Annotated in this window: 15 protein-coding genes and 3 pseudogenes; 9 read left to right on the top strand and 9 right to left on the bottom strand. The window is 52.6% G+C overall.

Annotation, left to right across the window (positions count from 1 at the left end; all coding sequences use genetic code 11):
• Window positions 1-8 precede the first annotated feature (8 nt).
• A complete protein-coding gene (locus RJT68_RS20715; protein WP_407040468.1) occupies window positions 9-1,436 on the bottom strand; it encodes a hypothetical protein in 1,428 nt (475 codons plus the stop codon).
• A 581-nt stretch (window positions 1,437-2,017) separates the two neighbouring features.
• Here RJT68_RS20715 and RJT68_RS20710 point away from each other — a divergent pair.
• From RJT68_RS20710 to RJT68_RS20700, 3 genes and pseudogenes are all read left to right on the top strand, one after another.
• Window positions 2,018-2,373 (top strand): annotated as a pseudogene (locus tag RJT68_RS20710) (ParA family protein).
• Window positions 2,373-2,813: a ParA family protein gene (locus RJT68_RS20705; RefSeq protein ID WP_407040467.1), complete on the top strand. Its 441-nt coding sequence runs from the start codon at window positions 2,373-2,375 to the stop codon at window positions 2,811-2,813. The pseudogene RJT68_RS20710 and the gene RJT68_RS20705 overlap by 1 nt, the downstream one beginning before the upstream one ends.
• The gene (locus RJT68_RS20700) at window positions 2,810-3,166 is read left to right on the top strand and encodes a hypothetical protein (RefSeq protein WP_128226345.1); all 357 of its coding nucleotides are present in this window, start codon (window positions 2,810-2,812) and stop codon (window positions 3,164-3,166) included. The genes RJT68_RS20705 and RJT68_RS20700 overlap by 4 nt, the downstream gene beginning before the upstream one ends.
• 187 nt (window positions 3,167-3,353) lie before the next feature.
• On the opposite strand, the pseudogene RJT68_RS20695 reads toward RJT68_RS20700, so the two are convergent.
• From RJT68_RS20695 to RJT68_RS20685, 3 genes and pseudogenes are all read right to left on the bottom strand, one after another.
• Window positions 3,354-3,561 (bottom strand): annotated as a pseudogene (locus tag RJT68_RS20695) (hypothetical protein).
• A gap of 139 nt (window positions 3,562-3,700) precedes the next feature.
• Window positions 3,701-3,976 (bottom strand): hypothetical protein, encoded by a 276-nt coding sequence (locus RJT68_RS20690; protein ID WP_128226346.1) that lies wholly within the window; start codon window positions 3,974-3,976, stop codon window positions 3,701-3,703.
• A gap of 176 nt (window positions 3,977-4,152) precedes the next feature.
• Window positions 4,153-4,800 (bottom strand): hypothetical protein, encoded by a 648-nt coding sequence (locus tag RJT68_RS20685; protein WP_128226347.1) that lies wholly within the window; start codon window positions 4,798-4,800, stop codon window positions 4,153-4,155.
• Window positions 4,801-5,250: 450 nt separating this feature from the next.
• Here RJT68_RS20685 and RJT68_RS20680 point away from each other — a divergent pair, with 450 nt between their 5' ends.
• Window positions 5,251-6,792 (top strand): transposase, encoded by a 1,542-nt coding sequence (locus RJT68_RS20680; protein WP_407040466.1) that lies wholly within the window; start codon window positions 5,251-5,253, stop codon window positions 6,790-6,792.
• Between the two features lie 423 nt (window positions 6,793-7,215).
• Here RJT68_RS20680 and RJT68_RS20675 read toward each other — a convergent pair whose 3' ends face one another.
• On the bottom strand, window positions 7,216-7,878 hold the full coding sequence (locus RJT68_RS20675; RefSeq protein ID WP_128226348.1) for a hypothetical protein: 663 nt from the start codon (window positions 7,876-7,878) through the stop codon (window positions 7,216-7,218).
• A 224-nt stretch (window positions 7,879-8,102) separates the two neighbouring features.
• Between RJT68_RS20675 and RJT68_RS20670 the strand changes: the two genes are divergently transcribed.
• Window positions 8,103-9,536: an MBL fold metallo-hydrolase gene (locus RJT68_RS20670; RefSeq protein WP_407040465.1), complete on the top strand. Its 1,434-nt coding sequence runs from the start codon at window positions 8,103-8,105 to the stop codon at window positions 9,534-9,536.
• Complete coding sequence (locus tag RJT68_RS20665) at window positions 9,533-9,817, top strand: DUF3006 domain-containing protein (protein WP_128226350.1); 285 nt, start codon at window positions 9,533-9,535, stop codon at window positions 9,815-9,817. Before RJT68_RS20670 ends, RJT68_RS20665 begins: the two co-directional genes overlap by 4 nt.
• A 179-nt stretch (window positions 9,818-9,996) precedes the next feature.
• Here the strand turns inward: RJT68_RS20665 and RJT68_RS20660 are convergent.
• The 3 genes and pseudogenes from RJT68_RS20660 to RJT68_RS20650 all read right to left on the bottom strand — a co-directional run.
• Window positions 9,997-10,167 (bottom strand): annotated as a pseudogene (locus RJT68_RS20660) (transposase); the annotation flags it as partial.
• Window positions 10,168-10,304: 137 nt separating this feature from the next.
• Window positions 10,305-10,742, bottom strand: coding sequence for a hypothetical protein (locus RJT68_RS20655; RefSeq protein WP_128226351.1), 438 nt, complete (start codon window positions 10,740-10,742; stop codon window positions 10,305-10,307).
• A complete protein-coding gene (locus tag RJT68_RS20650) occupies window positions 10,735-11,304 on the bottom strand; it encodes a DUF7342 family protein (RefSeq protein ID WP_128226352.1) in 570 nt (189 codons plus the stop codon). The genes RJT68_RS20655 and RJT68_RS20650 overlap by 8 nt, the downstream gene beginning before the upstream one ends.
• A 386-nt stretch (window positions 11,305-11,690) precedes the next feature.
• Between RJT68_RS20650 and RJT68_RS20645 the strand changes: the two genes are divergently transcribed.
• Window positions 11,691-12,788, top strand: coding sequence for a tyrosine-type recombinase/integrase (locus tag RJT68_RS20645; protein ID WP_128226353.1), 1,098 nt, complete (start codon window positions 11,691-11,693; stop codon window positions 12,786-12,788).
• A gap of 124 nt (window positions 12,789-12,912) precedes the next feature.
• On the opposite strand, the gene RJT68_RS20640 is transcribed toward RJT68_RS20645, so the two are convergent.
• A complete protein-coding gene (locus tag RJT68_RS20640) occupies window positions 12,913-13,107 on the bottom strand; it encodes a plastocyanin/azurin family copper-binding protein (protein ID WP_407040478.1) in 195 nt (64 codons plus the stop codon).
• A 171-nt stretch (window positions 13,108-13,278) separates the two neighbouring features.
• Here RJT68_RS20640 and RJT68_RS20635 point away from each other — a divergent pair, with 171 nt between their 5' ends.
• Entirely contained in the window at window positions 13,279-13,392 is a 114-nt protein-coding gene (locus RJT68_RS20635; protein ID WP_407040447.1) for a DLW-39 family protein, read from the top strand.
• 115 nt (window positions 13,393-13,507) lie between these two features.
• Entirely contained in the window at window positions 13,508-14,692 is a 1,185-nt protein-coding gene (locus RJT68_RS20630) for an ISH3 family transposase (RefSeq protein WP_407040446.1), read from the top strand.
• Window positions 14,693-14,997: the final 305 nt, after the last annotated feature.

Here is a 14,997-nt window from a genome sequence, read left to right as displayed (position 1 = left end):
CTCTGCGATCAGTGCAGTGGCCGGATTACTTCACTGGAGCCATCTATGTCGGTGAAGTGGGCTAAGGTATCTTCTACAGGCATTCGCTCATCGAGAGCGTCGTGACAGATACTGTGCGCCGTGGAAATATCAAGAAGGCCTGCAGTCAGCAAACCCAGATCTTCTCTAAGCTCCGAATCCTCCTTCTCCGTTATCGGGTTGTCAAGGTCAAAATCAAGATCATCGATTGCACCGGTGTAGAACACACGATCAAACGCTGCGACTAATGGAAGATCTTCATCGTCCTCGTATTCCTTCCACCACCAGTCCTCTTCTTTCGTATACTTGTCACCGATTATGGCAGCACCGATCAGGCCAGCAGGTTGTTCCTCTAGTTCCTCAGAAACCGGTTCTGCCTCCGAATAAAACAAGATAACATCTCCAAATGAGAGCTCATCGTAGCGATCTTGGTCGTTGTCCGCAAAAGGAATCGCGTTGTATCTGGCGGATGTAAGCCAGTGTTCCGGTGATGCGGAGTAAGTATAGATAGAGATTGAGGATTCATTTTCCCGGATATAGTTCGAGAGAGGGTGGCCCGGCCCTTCTTCATCCAGCAAGTCCTCAATTTCGTTTTCCCGGTCGTCTCTCCATTCTGTCTCAATCTCTTCCAGTATTGGATCAACATACCCTTTCTGGTACCCTTCACTGGGTTGTTCTCTGTCCTCCCACAGATCTCCCCGGAATTTGCCTTCAACTGTTCCTACCGTGATATCGAGCTCTTCAGCTACAATTTCCTGTGCTTTCTCTCTACGTTCTGTCGTAGGTACATCTCGAGGAGTGTTCTCAAGGAATACGTCTACCACTCTCTCAATGGTCTGAGCTCTTGAACCGTTCTCCCGCCACCCTTCTGGGAGATGCGTGTTCAGAAGGCTGCGGATCTGAATTAGACGGTCGCGCATTTGGAGGGCTTCTGCTACCCGGGCCGGTTCAGCTACGATAACTGTTTCACCGCCAAGACCTGCCGTAGCCCGTTGTTGCGTTGCCAGGCCTTCGGACATAGCCTTACCAATCGTTTCAGCTTGGACTTGGAGAGGTGATACAGATCCGTACTCTTCGTGGAGGTCATCGTCCCAAAACGCGAAGACTTCGTGATGCTCGTGATATCCACCGAGCATCGTGAGATATCCTCCTGACCGGTCAGGAGCAGCATGGTCCTCTTTTCCTCCTTCGTGGCTGGGAAGACGGACATTGACCTTGAACTCCTCTGCTCGTCCGGAGGGAACCAGATTCACCAGGTATAGTCTGACTTTCGAGGGGAGCGGATCCTTTAGATGGAGCTCAAGTGGTTTGTTTTCAATGTTACTGTGCCACTTGACGGAGTCGCCAAGTGATTCTACCAGTATTTCACGGATCTCGGATAAGTCGAGATCACTGCTTCTCATCTCAACTCCAGACATTTATCAAGTGAATTCCAAGCGATATGGAATAAGTGTATTCCATGTTCTGTTCTTATTCCATTCTGGCAATTTCTACTTTCACTATGGTTGCCTGACCTATTTGTGGTGCCAGTGCTCCGGTTTTGGTAGAGGGCGATGTTTCAGGCCCTCAGTCACACCCTCCCCCGAATCTCCCCCTGTTTACCCCATAGTGCTTTCTAGGAGGTTCAAAGCATAATGCTGCTCAGAAACCTCACTGCTTGGCGTCTGCCCGTCCTGCAGTGAAGATAACCTTCCCCGTCACATCCTGATTGAGAATCAGGTCATTGATCGCGAGTGGCTGGAAGGCAAGGTCGTCTGTTGAAAACCAAGGTTGTCGACGTAAATCTCAGTCGTATCCAACTGATACCTCCAGGATTTTTCGTAAATTATCACAACATCGAACCGTCCTGTCGCGATCTCCTGTCAGAACTCATCGGAGGCCTCCTGATATCTCTCTAACTATTAGCCGAATATAAGGAAAGATAGTCTGTTTACCCCTTGTCTGACGTAGTTTTAATAGTGATTATCCAGATTATCTGGATATACTGTATAAGCAAACTATGCCGGATAACACAGATAATCTGTCAAAACTAGCTGTATCGAATCAAAAGGGTGGCGTCGGGAAGACAACTGATGCAATCAACATTGGCGGCGCGTTGAACGATCAGGTCAGGACGTACTACTTTGGGACTGTGATCCCCAAGGCTATCTGACGATGGGTGTTGGTTTCGACGACGCATACACCGCCGATGAGCCGAACCAGTACAGCGCGATGCTTTCGCCAGGCAGTCACTCTCTCGGAGATTTGATACTGTCTCACGAGGAGTTTGATATTGTACCAGCGACAATCGATATGTTCCAACTGGAGCAGGAGCTCGTGACGAGTATGAAGGGTCGGGAAAACTCTCGACGCTGATGGAAGGCTTAGAGGGCTACGACTTCGTTATTGTCGATGCACCGCCATCACTGGGGCATCTCACCGACAATGCGCTGCTGGCGTGCCAGAATCTAATCATTCCAGCCGAAGCAGAGGATACCAGTATTCGCGCGATCGATATTCTGTTCAAACAAATAGAGACGCTAGAATCGAACTTTAGCGTGGACATCAATGAAGAGGCAATCGTAGTTTCTAACATCGATTACCCGCTTGATGGTGAGCAGAAAGAGATGTTGCAGTGGTTCGAACAGGCATTTGGCGAGCATGTCCCAATCTTCGAGTTCCGTAATCGCGCGGCTGTGAAGCGAGCGTTCAATGAAGGCGTCTCGATATTCGGCCATGACGAGGAGTGCGATCAGGAAGATGAGTTGCGGCGGCTTGCAACCTACCTAATCGACAACAAAGGTGATCTCGCATGACCGACCGTGACGAGGCTGCTGAAAAATTGGCTAGTCGATTTGATACAGATAACACAGATAATCTGGATAATACAGATAACTCAACTAGTTCAGAAAATCCAGATAATCCAGATAATACAGTTAATCCAAAAGAAGATTGGACCGGTCGGATGGTATACGTGCCAGACAGTGACGATCTTGACCAGCTCAATGCGTTCGACGGAGAGTACCAGCGGTTCGAGTACGAATGTGACTGGCAAATCCGGAAGCAGAAGCACTACTATCCAGTGGTGATACAGCACGGAATTTCGACGATTGAGGAGATGGACGGCGAGGAGTTTACAGAGTGCGTTGACGAGTTAGGATTGCGATAGTCTCCAATTAAGATTAGATCGTCACGTATCTACCTTCCATCGATCACCCGTAGGAGCCAATCTTGTTGTGTTTTTATTCCAAATTCGACATAGAGACAATCGGTATTATGGTCGTTGCAGCAGGCCGAGCAAAGCAATTCCTTATGTGAGGAGACATGGAATTAAGGTGCAAAATTAAATAAGATCTTCACGGCTTCCCGAGATACTCTGAGGTCAATTCGCCGCCATCACGATAGTACCGGTACAGATACGGCCCGTGCAAATCGGCTGCAGCGCCGCTGGCGCGATCAGAGCATCGACGTACTCGCGGATATCGCGAAGCGTGTCCACATCCTGTTTCGGGACCCCTTTGCAAGGTACTTTGAGAGAGACGCTGGGGGTTCTGGTTGTGTCATCGCCTTATGTAGCATAGACGGGACTACAGAGAGTATCAATGTTACATAAGGTGGGTCCAGAAAACACACAACCGAAGGTCCCAACATACAGAGAAAAACTCTGCGGGCTCATAGCTCAGAGAAGTACTGATGTAGTGTCCTACTCGTTGAGAGCATTTGCAATCGATTTGAGTTCTGCCTTCCGAAATGGGCGGCCAGTCTCGGTGGTCTCATCGTCACCACGGACACCAATCTCGGACAGAATGCCGGCTCGCATTTGCGGCTTCGGAGGCAACGGATCATGGTTGATCTCATACCCGACAGTTTCGCAAATCGCTGCAAGGTCCTCCTTCGTAAATGAGGCTGCAATCTCGCGCTCGAACCGATCCGTCGAGACTCTGATTTCGTTTCGCAGCTCGTCAACGGTTTTTCCCATGTAAGATCATGTGGACGGACGGGAATGTGTCTGTTCTGATCACGACTCGTTCAGAATGATCCCGTGTTCACAGAATTGCGAGTCGGATGCCCGGGGCTGGACGCCGAGGCAGTTGCGATGCTCTTCTCGACTGTATTCGCCTTGTCTGGCAGTCCGTCAAACGAGGATTTCGCGTCTCACCGCAGTTGACGATACGTTGTTTCGTCGGTACACCACTTGTACTCGCTTCCGGGAGTTGGTTCACCGAGCCATTTGAGCCACGGCTTCGTTTTCTCGCGGGGGAGTGCAACACGTCGCTGCCACTCCATTGGTTGGAACCCGCGCTGGGCAAGCAACTGTCTGATCGCCGCTCGCTTGGCGTCAGCCGTCGCGGTGAATACGACCTGTGGCACGTCGCTTGACCCGCCGAAGGTGAGCGTGCCATCGCAGGCGTACCAGACACGCGCTGCTGTCGGTGTCAGCGAATAGCCCGTCGACGGCGCTTCCATCCACGTCCAGTACCGACCGAGATTGGGATGGCTCATCGTCCGGAGACGGTAGGTGTCGCTCGAATCGTAGGTGACGCCGCGAGCAAGCCAGCCAAGTTCGTCAGACACCCACTGCAGGTGTTCCAGCCGTTTCGACGCACACCGAAGATATGCAAGGTCATTCGCTTCGAGAGAGCCGTCGCCGAGTAACAAGCCGCGAACGATCTCGCGCTGGTGGCCAGATAACGACCGATACTCACAGGACTGGCTCCGCGACCAGTGCTGTGAGAGTGACTGATACGCTGTTCCGCACTGGTCGCACACGCCGCCACGCTGATCGACGATGCGGTCTGCCATTTCGAGACTCTGTCGTGTCTATAGAGAGTCGGTGGACGAACTTTTTGACGTTGTTGATACTCTCAAGTCCCCTCGTCCAAACCGAGATATGGATCGAATTTGTAAGAGATAGCCCCGGGAATTTGGCAATACTTTCTACTAGGCGTCAATAACTCTTTAATTGGCTATTTTGGATTAGGCGGTGCGACGTACTCAGGAGCCACTCATCCTATATTCACCTGATACGATTCAGGCGATGGTTGCTGAGAACGGTCGTGAACGCATCGAGATAGTCTGCCTTTCAACAATCCATCAGAATTGCCGTACCATGCAGAGTGTCTGACGGCACCGTAGAAAGGGTAGCCGATGAGTGACTGAACTATTTCAAATATTTATCGTATAACATTTTAAAATAATGTACGTAAGTTATTTACTTCAGCAGACCAATAAATCAATAGGCTGGTTGATAACGTGTTTAAACAACATAATGAGCATGAACAGCAGACACTTTTTTCGCCTGTTAAAGACCTACAACCCTGTGTAAAGAAGAAATTACAGAACCACTGGTCTACCCACTTCTACGAACATGTTTTTACTCAGATTGATGAAACGAAGTTCGAACGGCTATACCACGACGGGTATAGCCGTCCGAACAAGCCAGTCAACGAACTGGTATCGTTGGAGATAATCAAGCATTTGCTCGGCCTCTCTGATGACCAGCTCGAAGATGCGTATCTGTTTAATTTCTGCGTCCGGAACGCGCTCGGGAAGGAAACTCTCGGCGACAACATCTGTACGAAGACGTTTACTAACTTCCGAAATCGGCTGATGGAACACGAAGAAGAGACTGGTGAAGATTTGCTACACGAGGTCTTTGAAGACCACCGCAACCACCTGCAAGAAGAGTTTGATATCGACGGGAGTACGCAGCGGATGGATTCGACGTTCATTGAGGCAAACATCAAGCATCTCTCCCGGATTGATCTCATCGCCAAGGTCGTTCACAACTTCGTGGACGATCCTTTCGACGAGATCGTCCGCGAATTGCCCGCTGGAATCGACGAGTTTGCCAGCACGGAGAATTTGGAGTTGTCCTACGAATTGGAACCAGATGAGGTTGACTCAACCATGGAAACGCTCATCGAGCACACTGCGTGGCTCGTTGAGCGATTCGAGAGTGACCCAAAATACGCTGGCTTGGAGAGTTTCGACCATCTGCAACAGGTTCTTGACGAGCAATGTTATCGCATTGCAGAACTCGAAGAAGCTGAGCCATCTGGAGACGAAAAGACCGAAGAGTCGCCCGGTGACTCGTCACCGGGCTGGGAACCAATCAGAAGCTTCAGCACCAGTGGAGACACCGAACAACGAGAACAGAGAGATGAGGACACAGTGAATACTGGCGAAGACGAGACCAAGCAAGACCGCGTCGGGCTGAAAGAGCCCGACAAGGTCGGTAGTGGTTCGATGCAGAATCCTCACGATGTCGAAGCAACGTACCGACGCAAGAAGGGAACGTCCTCTTGTGGATACAAAGCCAATGTCGCTGAAACCTGCGGTGGCGACAATCCGTTTCGACTCATCACAACCGTTCGCGTGGATACGAATAACACAGATGACGGTGACATGTTGGCAAAAGATATCCCAACACTCCCCACAGAAACTGGTTTAACTGACCTGCTCGTGGACGGTGGCTACACGCACAAAGAGGTAGAGGCGTGCTGCAGTGATCAGGGGATCACGCAGCACTTCACCGGGTTGACTGGTACTCGACCTCCTGATGAGAAGTTATCGCTGGCCGATGCAGAGTGGGATGGTCACAGAATGGTTGCGTGTCCGGCAGGACACGAACCATTCGAACAACGGTACAAGGAGGAGAGTGGTCGTATTTCAGGACGGATGAACAGCGACTTCTGCGAAGGGTGTCCGCACAAAGAGGAGTGTTTCGTGCAGGAACAACAGCGGTTCTATAGCTACGGATTCTACGAACGGAAATTAGAGCTTGCGCATTGACGCAAGCGGTTCGACGATCCGGCAGAAGAGGAGTTTCTGAACTTACGTGCCGGAGCTGAGTCGCTGGTCAACGAGGTGTATCACCAGGATGGAGAGAAAACACGGTTCACAGGGACGATCAAGGTAAAGAATGCGTCCATAGCGAAAGCTATCGGCACAAATCTGAAGCGAGCCTCACGATTCGTCGAATCGGAGGCGAAGCGGGAAAAATCAGCGGGATAGAGAAAGAAGAGGGGGTTCTGTGACGGAAATCTCAATTCTGTGGAATTATAGTCGGGAATATTTCGGCTCTTGATCTGTGGGGGTCAGATTGACTGGTGATAATCTGACTATGTGTTCTCACGAACCCCCCCTTTGTTCTGTGCCGTCAGTGTCTATGCAGCAGTCAGTCGTCATTTAGTTTATTCAGTTTGAATCTAGTCGTCACAGAGATTGTTTCCACTCATTGTGTGCTACAAATTCGTCAATCATGTCCATAGAAAGTGGCCTGTAGTCAGTCAGTTCGACAGAGCAGTTGACCGTCTGCCGGTCGGGATTGACGAGCGGGTACAGGTCCGGCCAGTTGTTGTGGTGATGACCGTGGATCCGCCAACACTCCAGTCGATCAGCGAATGCGTCGGGAAGTACCTGCTTAAAGTCGTCTGGCATGCCCTTTCCAGGTAGGGACTCAGGTGTATCACCCGGAAAGTGACTGACGAAGTACGTTCGTTCTTCACGCTGTATCTCCGCCGAATAGACGACCGTCTCAGCGCTCGTGGGAACCACATGGTCGTGGTCCCCTCGGACAAACACCTTCTCGCCGGCCAAGGCATCCCAGAGATTATCGACCTTCCGCTGCGTGATCGGATCCTGATCGATAAACCAGGCGAAATCACCGACAAAGACGACTGTCTCATCGGACCCGACATGACGGTTCCACTCCGCCAGCAGGTGCCAGTTCATGTCATCGAGACCTGACTGCGTCGCGTCGAACTTGTCGTTGCGACAGTACTCAATGATGTTCTGGTGGTTTAGATGCAAGTCCGAGACGACGTATTCAACGTCTGAGAGTGTGATGTCTACCGGGATCGGGAGTGTCGACGACATACTTTTTCCTATGTCGAGTGGTGGCTGGAGTTACTTGACTATAGTCCTGATTCAAATAGTCTGATGCTGAATACGTGCGCTCTATCTTGCACCGCTTCTAGAAAATATACGAGGTTTGGTATAACTCTCAGCGGTCAGTTCGCAAGCGCTGGAGTCATTTGAGTGTCAAGTTGGGAACGCGCTGACACCCCTGCATCTATACCGCCGGCTCCCAATCGTCGGGTATGAAGCTGTCTCGCTCGCTCGCACTTATCCTACTGGCAATCCTGGTTATTCTGTCTGGATGCGCAACGTTATCCGATGCTGGCGGAGAAGATGCCCCAACAGATATCGAACAGGATGACTCACTCAGCGAGTTCGAGGCGAATGGTACACTGGCTGTCCATAATATCAATGTCGGCCAGTCCGCCGCGACGTTGGTTGTCGGACCAACCGGTGAGACGATGCTCATCGATACTGGCCATTTCAACGATAACGGCGAGCATGTCCTCTCCTACCTACAACGTCATGATATCGACCGGATCGACTATCTCGTCACCTCGCATAATGACGCCGATCACATCGGCGGGAACGCCGTTATCATCGAGTATTACGAAACTGAAGCGGATGGTGTTGGCACAGTCTACGATCCAGGGATTCCTGCCAGTACCAACACCTACAATGAGTACCTCGATGCTGTCGAGGAATATAACGTCCAGTTGTTCAGGACTCAGGAAAGAGATTCCATTCCGTTCGAGGACGTCGACGTAGATGTGCTTGGCCCACCGGAAGAGTATCTCAGTGGTGAGGATCGCAACGAGAACAGTATTGTCCTGCGGTTTGCATACGGACAGACGAGTTTCCTCTATACCGGCGATGCTGAGGAGCAACAGGAGTCGTATCTGGTTGAAGAGTATGGTTCCGCGCTCAATTCGACGATCTACAAGGCGGGCCATCACGGCAGCAGCAGTTCCAGTAGCGATGCATTGGTAGACGCGGCGGATCCACAGGTAGCGGTCATTTCGAGTGCTTATGACTCCCAGTACGGCCACCCTCACGATGAAGTCCTCCAGATTTTCGCCGACCGGTCGATCACGACCTACTGGACGGCGACACATGGCGACGTGGTCTTTGTCTCGAATGGTGAGGGTGTCTCGATCCGGACACAGCAGTCAGCGCCAACTGACCCGCTGTCGCTGTTCGATGGCGACCCAATCGAACCGGGCACGAACGGGGAGGTGAGTGAACGCGAGCAGATCGGTGCCGGCCCGATCGAGGACACGACAGACACGACGGACACCAACACTGACGCTGACACCGACGACGACAGCGACACGGATACTGGTGGAGAGCTTGCGATCCAGACAATCCACGCCGATGCAGCGGGCGACGATCAGGAGAATCTCAATGACGAGTACATTGTTTTCGAGAACACCGGTGATGAAGCGTTGGCACTGGGCAGCTGGACAGTCGAAGACGAAGTCGGGAAGCAGTACACGTTCCCGACTGAATTCACACTCGAACCCGGGGCATCGGTGACGGTACGGACCGGCAGTGGGACTGACACCGAGACAGAACTGTACTGGGATGCCGGCAGTCCAGTCTGGAACAATGGCGGCGATACCGTTATTGTCAGGACCAGTGAAGGAGAACGTGTGCTGATGGAGGAGTACTCATGATCCCCGACGGAGCGTACACGGCTGTTGTCGACCGGATCGAAGACGGCCTCGCAGCCGTGCTCCTCGAAGAGGATGGGGCGGACGCCTACGAACTGCTTGTCGACCCAGCAGCGTTGCCCGAGGATGGGCAGCACGCCGATGCCGTGCTCACAGTCGAAGTGCAGGACGGAGAATTACATGGTGCGACCTACAATGCGAGCAAAACAGAGGAACGACGCGAATCAGCCCAGAGTCGGTTCGACCGGTTGTCTGAACGGCCTCCCTCAGACGAAGATGAGTGAGCCGTCTTTGGAGAGACTAATATAATAGCTGCAAGGTTCCAGTATCGTCTCAAATACAGGAGCCACACACCACCATTGCAAGTGAAGCAAGCCTGTCATAGAAAGGGTCTTACGGAGTGGCCAGCGCTTAGTACAGGTCAAGATGTTACTGGCGAAATGTGTTGCTTATCAGAAATCCATCAGAGTTGCCGTGCAAGAGGGAGAAAGCAGTGTTCTGTCCCCTCGATATACCGTTCAATCACTCCCTCCGACACCACTCCCGTTGTCCTCACGTAGTACCCAACCTTCCGGAACCCACCGCCGGAAAAATACGCCTCTTGGATCTCAGGATACCGCTTCAGTAAGTGCTGTCATTTTCTTACCAAACAATAGAATTTAGAAGCAAACAAATGTTTGGTAAGACCTCGGCACCCACCCCCCCAGCGTCCGCAATCCCGGTTAGAGATCATTGCGGAAATGTTGTGAGTACTCCCTGTACTGGTGAGAACTACTCGGTCCAGAATGCCTCGATCCGTTCGTCAAGATGGGTGAGTATGGTGGCAAGAACCTCCCGCCACTCGTTTGGATAGTCAGTGTCCTCGCCCGGTGTCCGTGCATCCGGAGGCGGATGGACGTGTTCGCGAGTGTTATGATCGTTTGGGTGACGATCCCAGCGACATTCCCAAGAATCGTTTGTCTGGTATTGCTCGGAGTAGTGGATGCTGAAGTCGTCGGTTTCGAACCACCGGATTCGAAGAGACGCACGCGCAACCCCGCCAGGAAAGTAACCAAGATTGTAGTCTGCGACGACAGTGGTGGGCGCATATGCGGGACGCGACTGAACATCATCAAACCGAGCAGTTCTAGAAAGGTATGCAGCAATCTGATCAAGCAGTTCTGTATCAACCGGGCCCGTCCGAGGCGGGTCGGACGGAGAGTCAGGCATCGATTCCACGAGGAGTGCTCCCCGAGACTGGGCTGTCACGCCGCGCCGCGTCAAGGAGAGCAGCTCTGCGTTTGAGGGTTTTCCATTCGGAAAGCCCCTCCCAGGCGTCTTCGGTTGGCATATCTTGGCTTGCTTCGACGAGAGAGACATTGTCGGGATCGTCTGTGTCGAACTGGGATCTGTACTCGTCGATGCGGTCAATGGTGTCCGAGAGTGCCTCGACAATCTCCTGCTCGGAGTATTGTTCACGGATGTGGTTGATACGTCGCCACTGGAAGTACGCCTCGTTGCGTTCGTATCTGACTGGGGGACCGTCGTGGGAATGAACCAGTCCCATCTCGTGGAACCACTCGAGATAGCTTCGGGCAGTTTCGGTATCGCAGTCAGCAAGCTCAGCGATTTCGGACACCTTCGTTGGGGTTCGCAGTCCGGTAACGACAGCAAGGATGCGCTCGCGGATCGGCCCTCCCGTGAGCAGTGAATCGGGGGACTCCAGTTCGTTGAGATCTGGCGGGGATTCGTCGCCGGCATACGCATCGTCTGGAATATCAGTGAGATCCATGTGTGCTGTCTCCGTAATTATCTTAGCATCTGTACAGATATATATCTACTGAGTACTGAATTATTTCTGCTATATCCGAGGATTTCCGAGCGGTCCATGGTAGAAGACCGACTACTGCCACCAGTCACGGCAACCACCCTCGTAATCGCATGTAATCGGTGTCTCAAAGTTTCCGTCTGATAGTCCCCCGTTCTGATATTCAATTATGACCTTTTAGAAAGGTCAAAAATTCGCGGTAATTGGCTATAGCGTTCTATGGTTTATAGAATAGTGATCAGACTGCTGTCTGGCGGTTTTCTCGGGAAACGTGGTGTGTGTAGCCACTCGTGCTTAGTTCAGTAAGACCGAGTGGTTATTAGTCACCCGCCGCCGTCGGGTCAGCACGAATGGTGCAGCCCACTCAGTTCGATGCTACCCCCAGGGATGATGTCCTCGAGGCAGCAATCCAGGATCGACTGGCTGATCTCGACTCAGGGAAGTACAAACGTAACAACGCACACGTACTGCGGCTCTTCGCCGAATGGTTGCGCCGAGAGCGTGGCGTCGAAACAGTCGAGGCAATCGACAGCTATGACCTCCGCCAGTTTGCCCGGGCATTGCGAGCGTGCTTAGATGACGAGGACTCGGAGATCACTGCTGGCAGCACGGTGACGCAGTATTACGACTACGTGGCTGCCTGGCTCGGGTGGGCTGTTCGCGACCAGTATCTCGACCGCAACCCTGCCAGAACAGAGACAGCGACCGAGCCACTGCCCGACGTATCAAGCGAACCCGACCGACAGTTCTGGAGTGAGCGAGAACGCGACGCGATCTGTGCAACGACGGACCAGGTCGTCGATGAAGTGCTTGACAGTGCGGGCAATCGGGATAGGGACCGCTTCAAAGCCTACCGTGATCGTGCACTTGTCTATTTGCTGGCCTACAGCGGGTGTCGTGGTGCAGAAATCGCAGCCGTCAGTGAGGATGAGAAACGCAACGGAGTGGGCTGGACAGATCTGGATCTCAACGATGGGATCATCTTCGTCTACGGGAAGAGCCGCGAGTGGGAAGAGGCACCACTGTTCGAACCGGCGATCGAACCGCTCCGGCGCTGGAAGCAACTGCTCGATCCGCCGACCGATGACTGGCCGGTACTGCCGACAATGCACCTCCCGACACTCTATGGCGAGTTGCCTGCTGATGTCGAGACTTCACCAGACACCGTGTGGGATGATCTCCGAGACAACGGATCCTGTCCGCCGTCACTCGGTACCGATGGTGTCCGGCGGATTTTGAAACGCCTTTGTGCAGATTCACAGTACGAGTTTGCCGAGCCACTCAAACCACACGGCGCACGGCGTGGACTCGGAGACACCCTCTATCAAGAACAGGCCGAACTCGCTCAGGACGCCCTTCGACACAAGAGTATCGAGACGACCCACGAATCCTACAGCGAAGAGCGAACTCGGCGGGTGAAAGAGCGAGGCGACGCACTCTTCGACTAGTTATCGGATCGTCTGTCACGTTACCGTCCTTGATAGTGCATGGGAGGGATCGACATTCAGGACTCTATGATAACATCACACTTCAGGGATTTCAGCGGGATTTTCGTGGAGTCGCCTTCTTGTTTCAGCTGACAACGACGACGCCTTTCATCCCGATTACTTCGTGTGGCGTACAGACGTATTTATACACGCCCTCACTGTCGAATGTATACTCGAATTCGGACCCTTCCTCCTGTACAGTGTCGCTTTCGAAGGCACCATCGTTGTCAACAACATTGTGGAACCCGCCACCATCAGTCCCTTCTGTGTGATTTTCGATGGGACTGATCGCTGGTACTGAATAAAGAGCGCCATTTCAGTACAAGTTCTCGCCTACGTCTTCCGACTCTGAAACTGTTCGTTGGTGTCAAGAGTTCTGGCCAACAGTAGACGACTGCTAGTCCGTAAATAAATCAGAAGACTATTTGATTTACGTGAGCGAGAGAGGTACATGGGAAAACTAAAGAAAGGAATCCTTGCCGCAGTAGCTGTCGTGGTTGGAATTGTAACGCTGAAAAAATTCCGTGGCGGGAACGACGAAGCCGACGAAGAAGTCGTCGAATAGCAGATATTCTAGTTGTCCACTCTGGCTCAAAGGACCAGTTACTGACACGTAGTGATCAGAATGACGCGACTGAATCAGTCGCCTGATTCAGCCGCTGTCCGGATTCCTGTGTGTGATGGAGTTCCCAAGACTCAAACGCATCCTCACAGATCCGGACGAGTACATTTCGAACAGGCAGTTGAAGTCTCTTAGCATGGAGTTGCCTGAGCTGATACCGATGGAAGGAATCGAGGGCTCCGGCCTCGATTCCGAGGAGATCATGGAAGTCGTCTTACGAGCTGCTGTTGACACAACCTCAGTCAACGGTGTTACGACGAACACTGAGGACACGCCAAACCGCGAGCCAGTGATGGACTGGTTGCACACCTTGGAGAAAGAGCCGATGCTTGATGCTGTCAACGATGTCCTCGCACTGGTGGCGATGACGGTTCTCGACCGCGGCGGGTCGAGAACCATCTGTCTGGACTTCATGGACAATCCGTTCCACGGTCATCCAGACGACGAAGATGAGTTCAGGAGAATGGACGCACGGGACGGAACCACGAAGTGTCACCGGTACTGTACTGCGTTCGTCATCGCACAGGGAAAGCCACTCACACTGGCGGTTGAACCAGTTGACGGTGAGGACAGCAAGGCCGACGCGGTCGAGCGTGTGCTCGCCCGCGTCGAGACATACCCGTTCGAGACCGACCAGATCCTCATGGACAGAGACGCCTTTGTCGGGGAGTTAATCGGTGTTCTTCGGGAGACAGCACCGCCAGTCTTTCCGGTCATAACCCGGAAAGACTCGCTCCGGGAGAAACTCTCCAAGACCGCGTCACACATGACCGAAGAGACGATTTGCGAAGGGAAGGAGCACGAACAGACGTATCCACTGGCGGTGAACGTCACCTATCAGAACGGTGACCGCGGAAAGTCTGGTGTGAAAGCGACAGGATACGCGGCATACGGTCTGGAAGACCGCACGCCCGCGCAAGTCGCTACGACCTACAACAAGCGGTCACGGATAGAGAAGAGCTACGAGAAGTTCCGAGAAGCGCGCGCCCTGACAACAACGCCATCGACGACAATCCGGTTGTTCTACGTGGGGTTTCTGTTAGAGCAGTTGTGGCTCGTGTTACAGTGGGCCGTGCTCGCCCGACCACGGCGTGGCGGGCGAGCACTCCCGAAAACATTCGCGTTTGGTGATGCGTTTCTGCACGGGATCGAACGGGTGTTAGACGACGAACTCAGCTGGAAAGAGGAGTATCGGACGAACGGAGAAGGACTGCCAGCAGGATACGAACACGGACTCGGCTGAGTCGCCTCGCTTCAGGCGAAGCGAGGCTGGCGAACAGCCACAGCTGTCTTCGGAAATTGGTCTGAACGACGACTACAGCCGAGACCAACCAGATTTATGACTTTTTCTCTTGACGATCCGTGGCGTCAGAAGTGTATTTCGTCTCGTATCAGCGACCTTACCGTGTCAGACCGAACTCTTGCTGCCGCCGCGATCAAGAGAGTGGACAACTAGCGACTATACAACCGAGGTGTAAAATCTAACTAAAGACCAATGCGGGCGCATGTTATAATAATTGAATACTTGATTATACTTATAATAACTAC

Origin of the sequence: Halovalidus salilacus (genome assembly GCF_031852275.1) — an archaeon.
In the GTDB taxonomy this organism is placed as follows: Archaea; Halobacteriota; Halobacteria; order Halobacteriales; family Natrialbaceae; genus Halovalidus; species Halovalidus salilacus.
The sequence above is the reverse complement of the archived record's forward strand: the minus strand, read 5'-3'. Positions and strand labels throughout refer to the sequence as shown.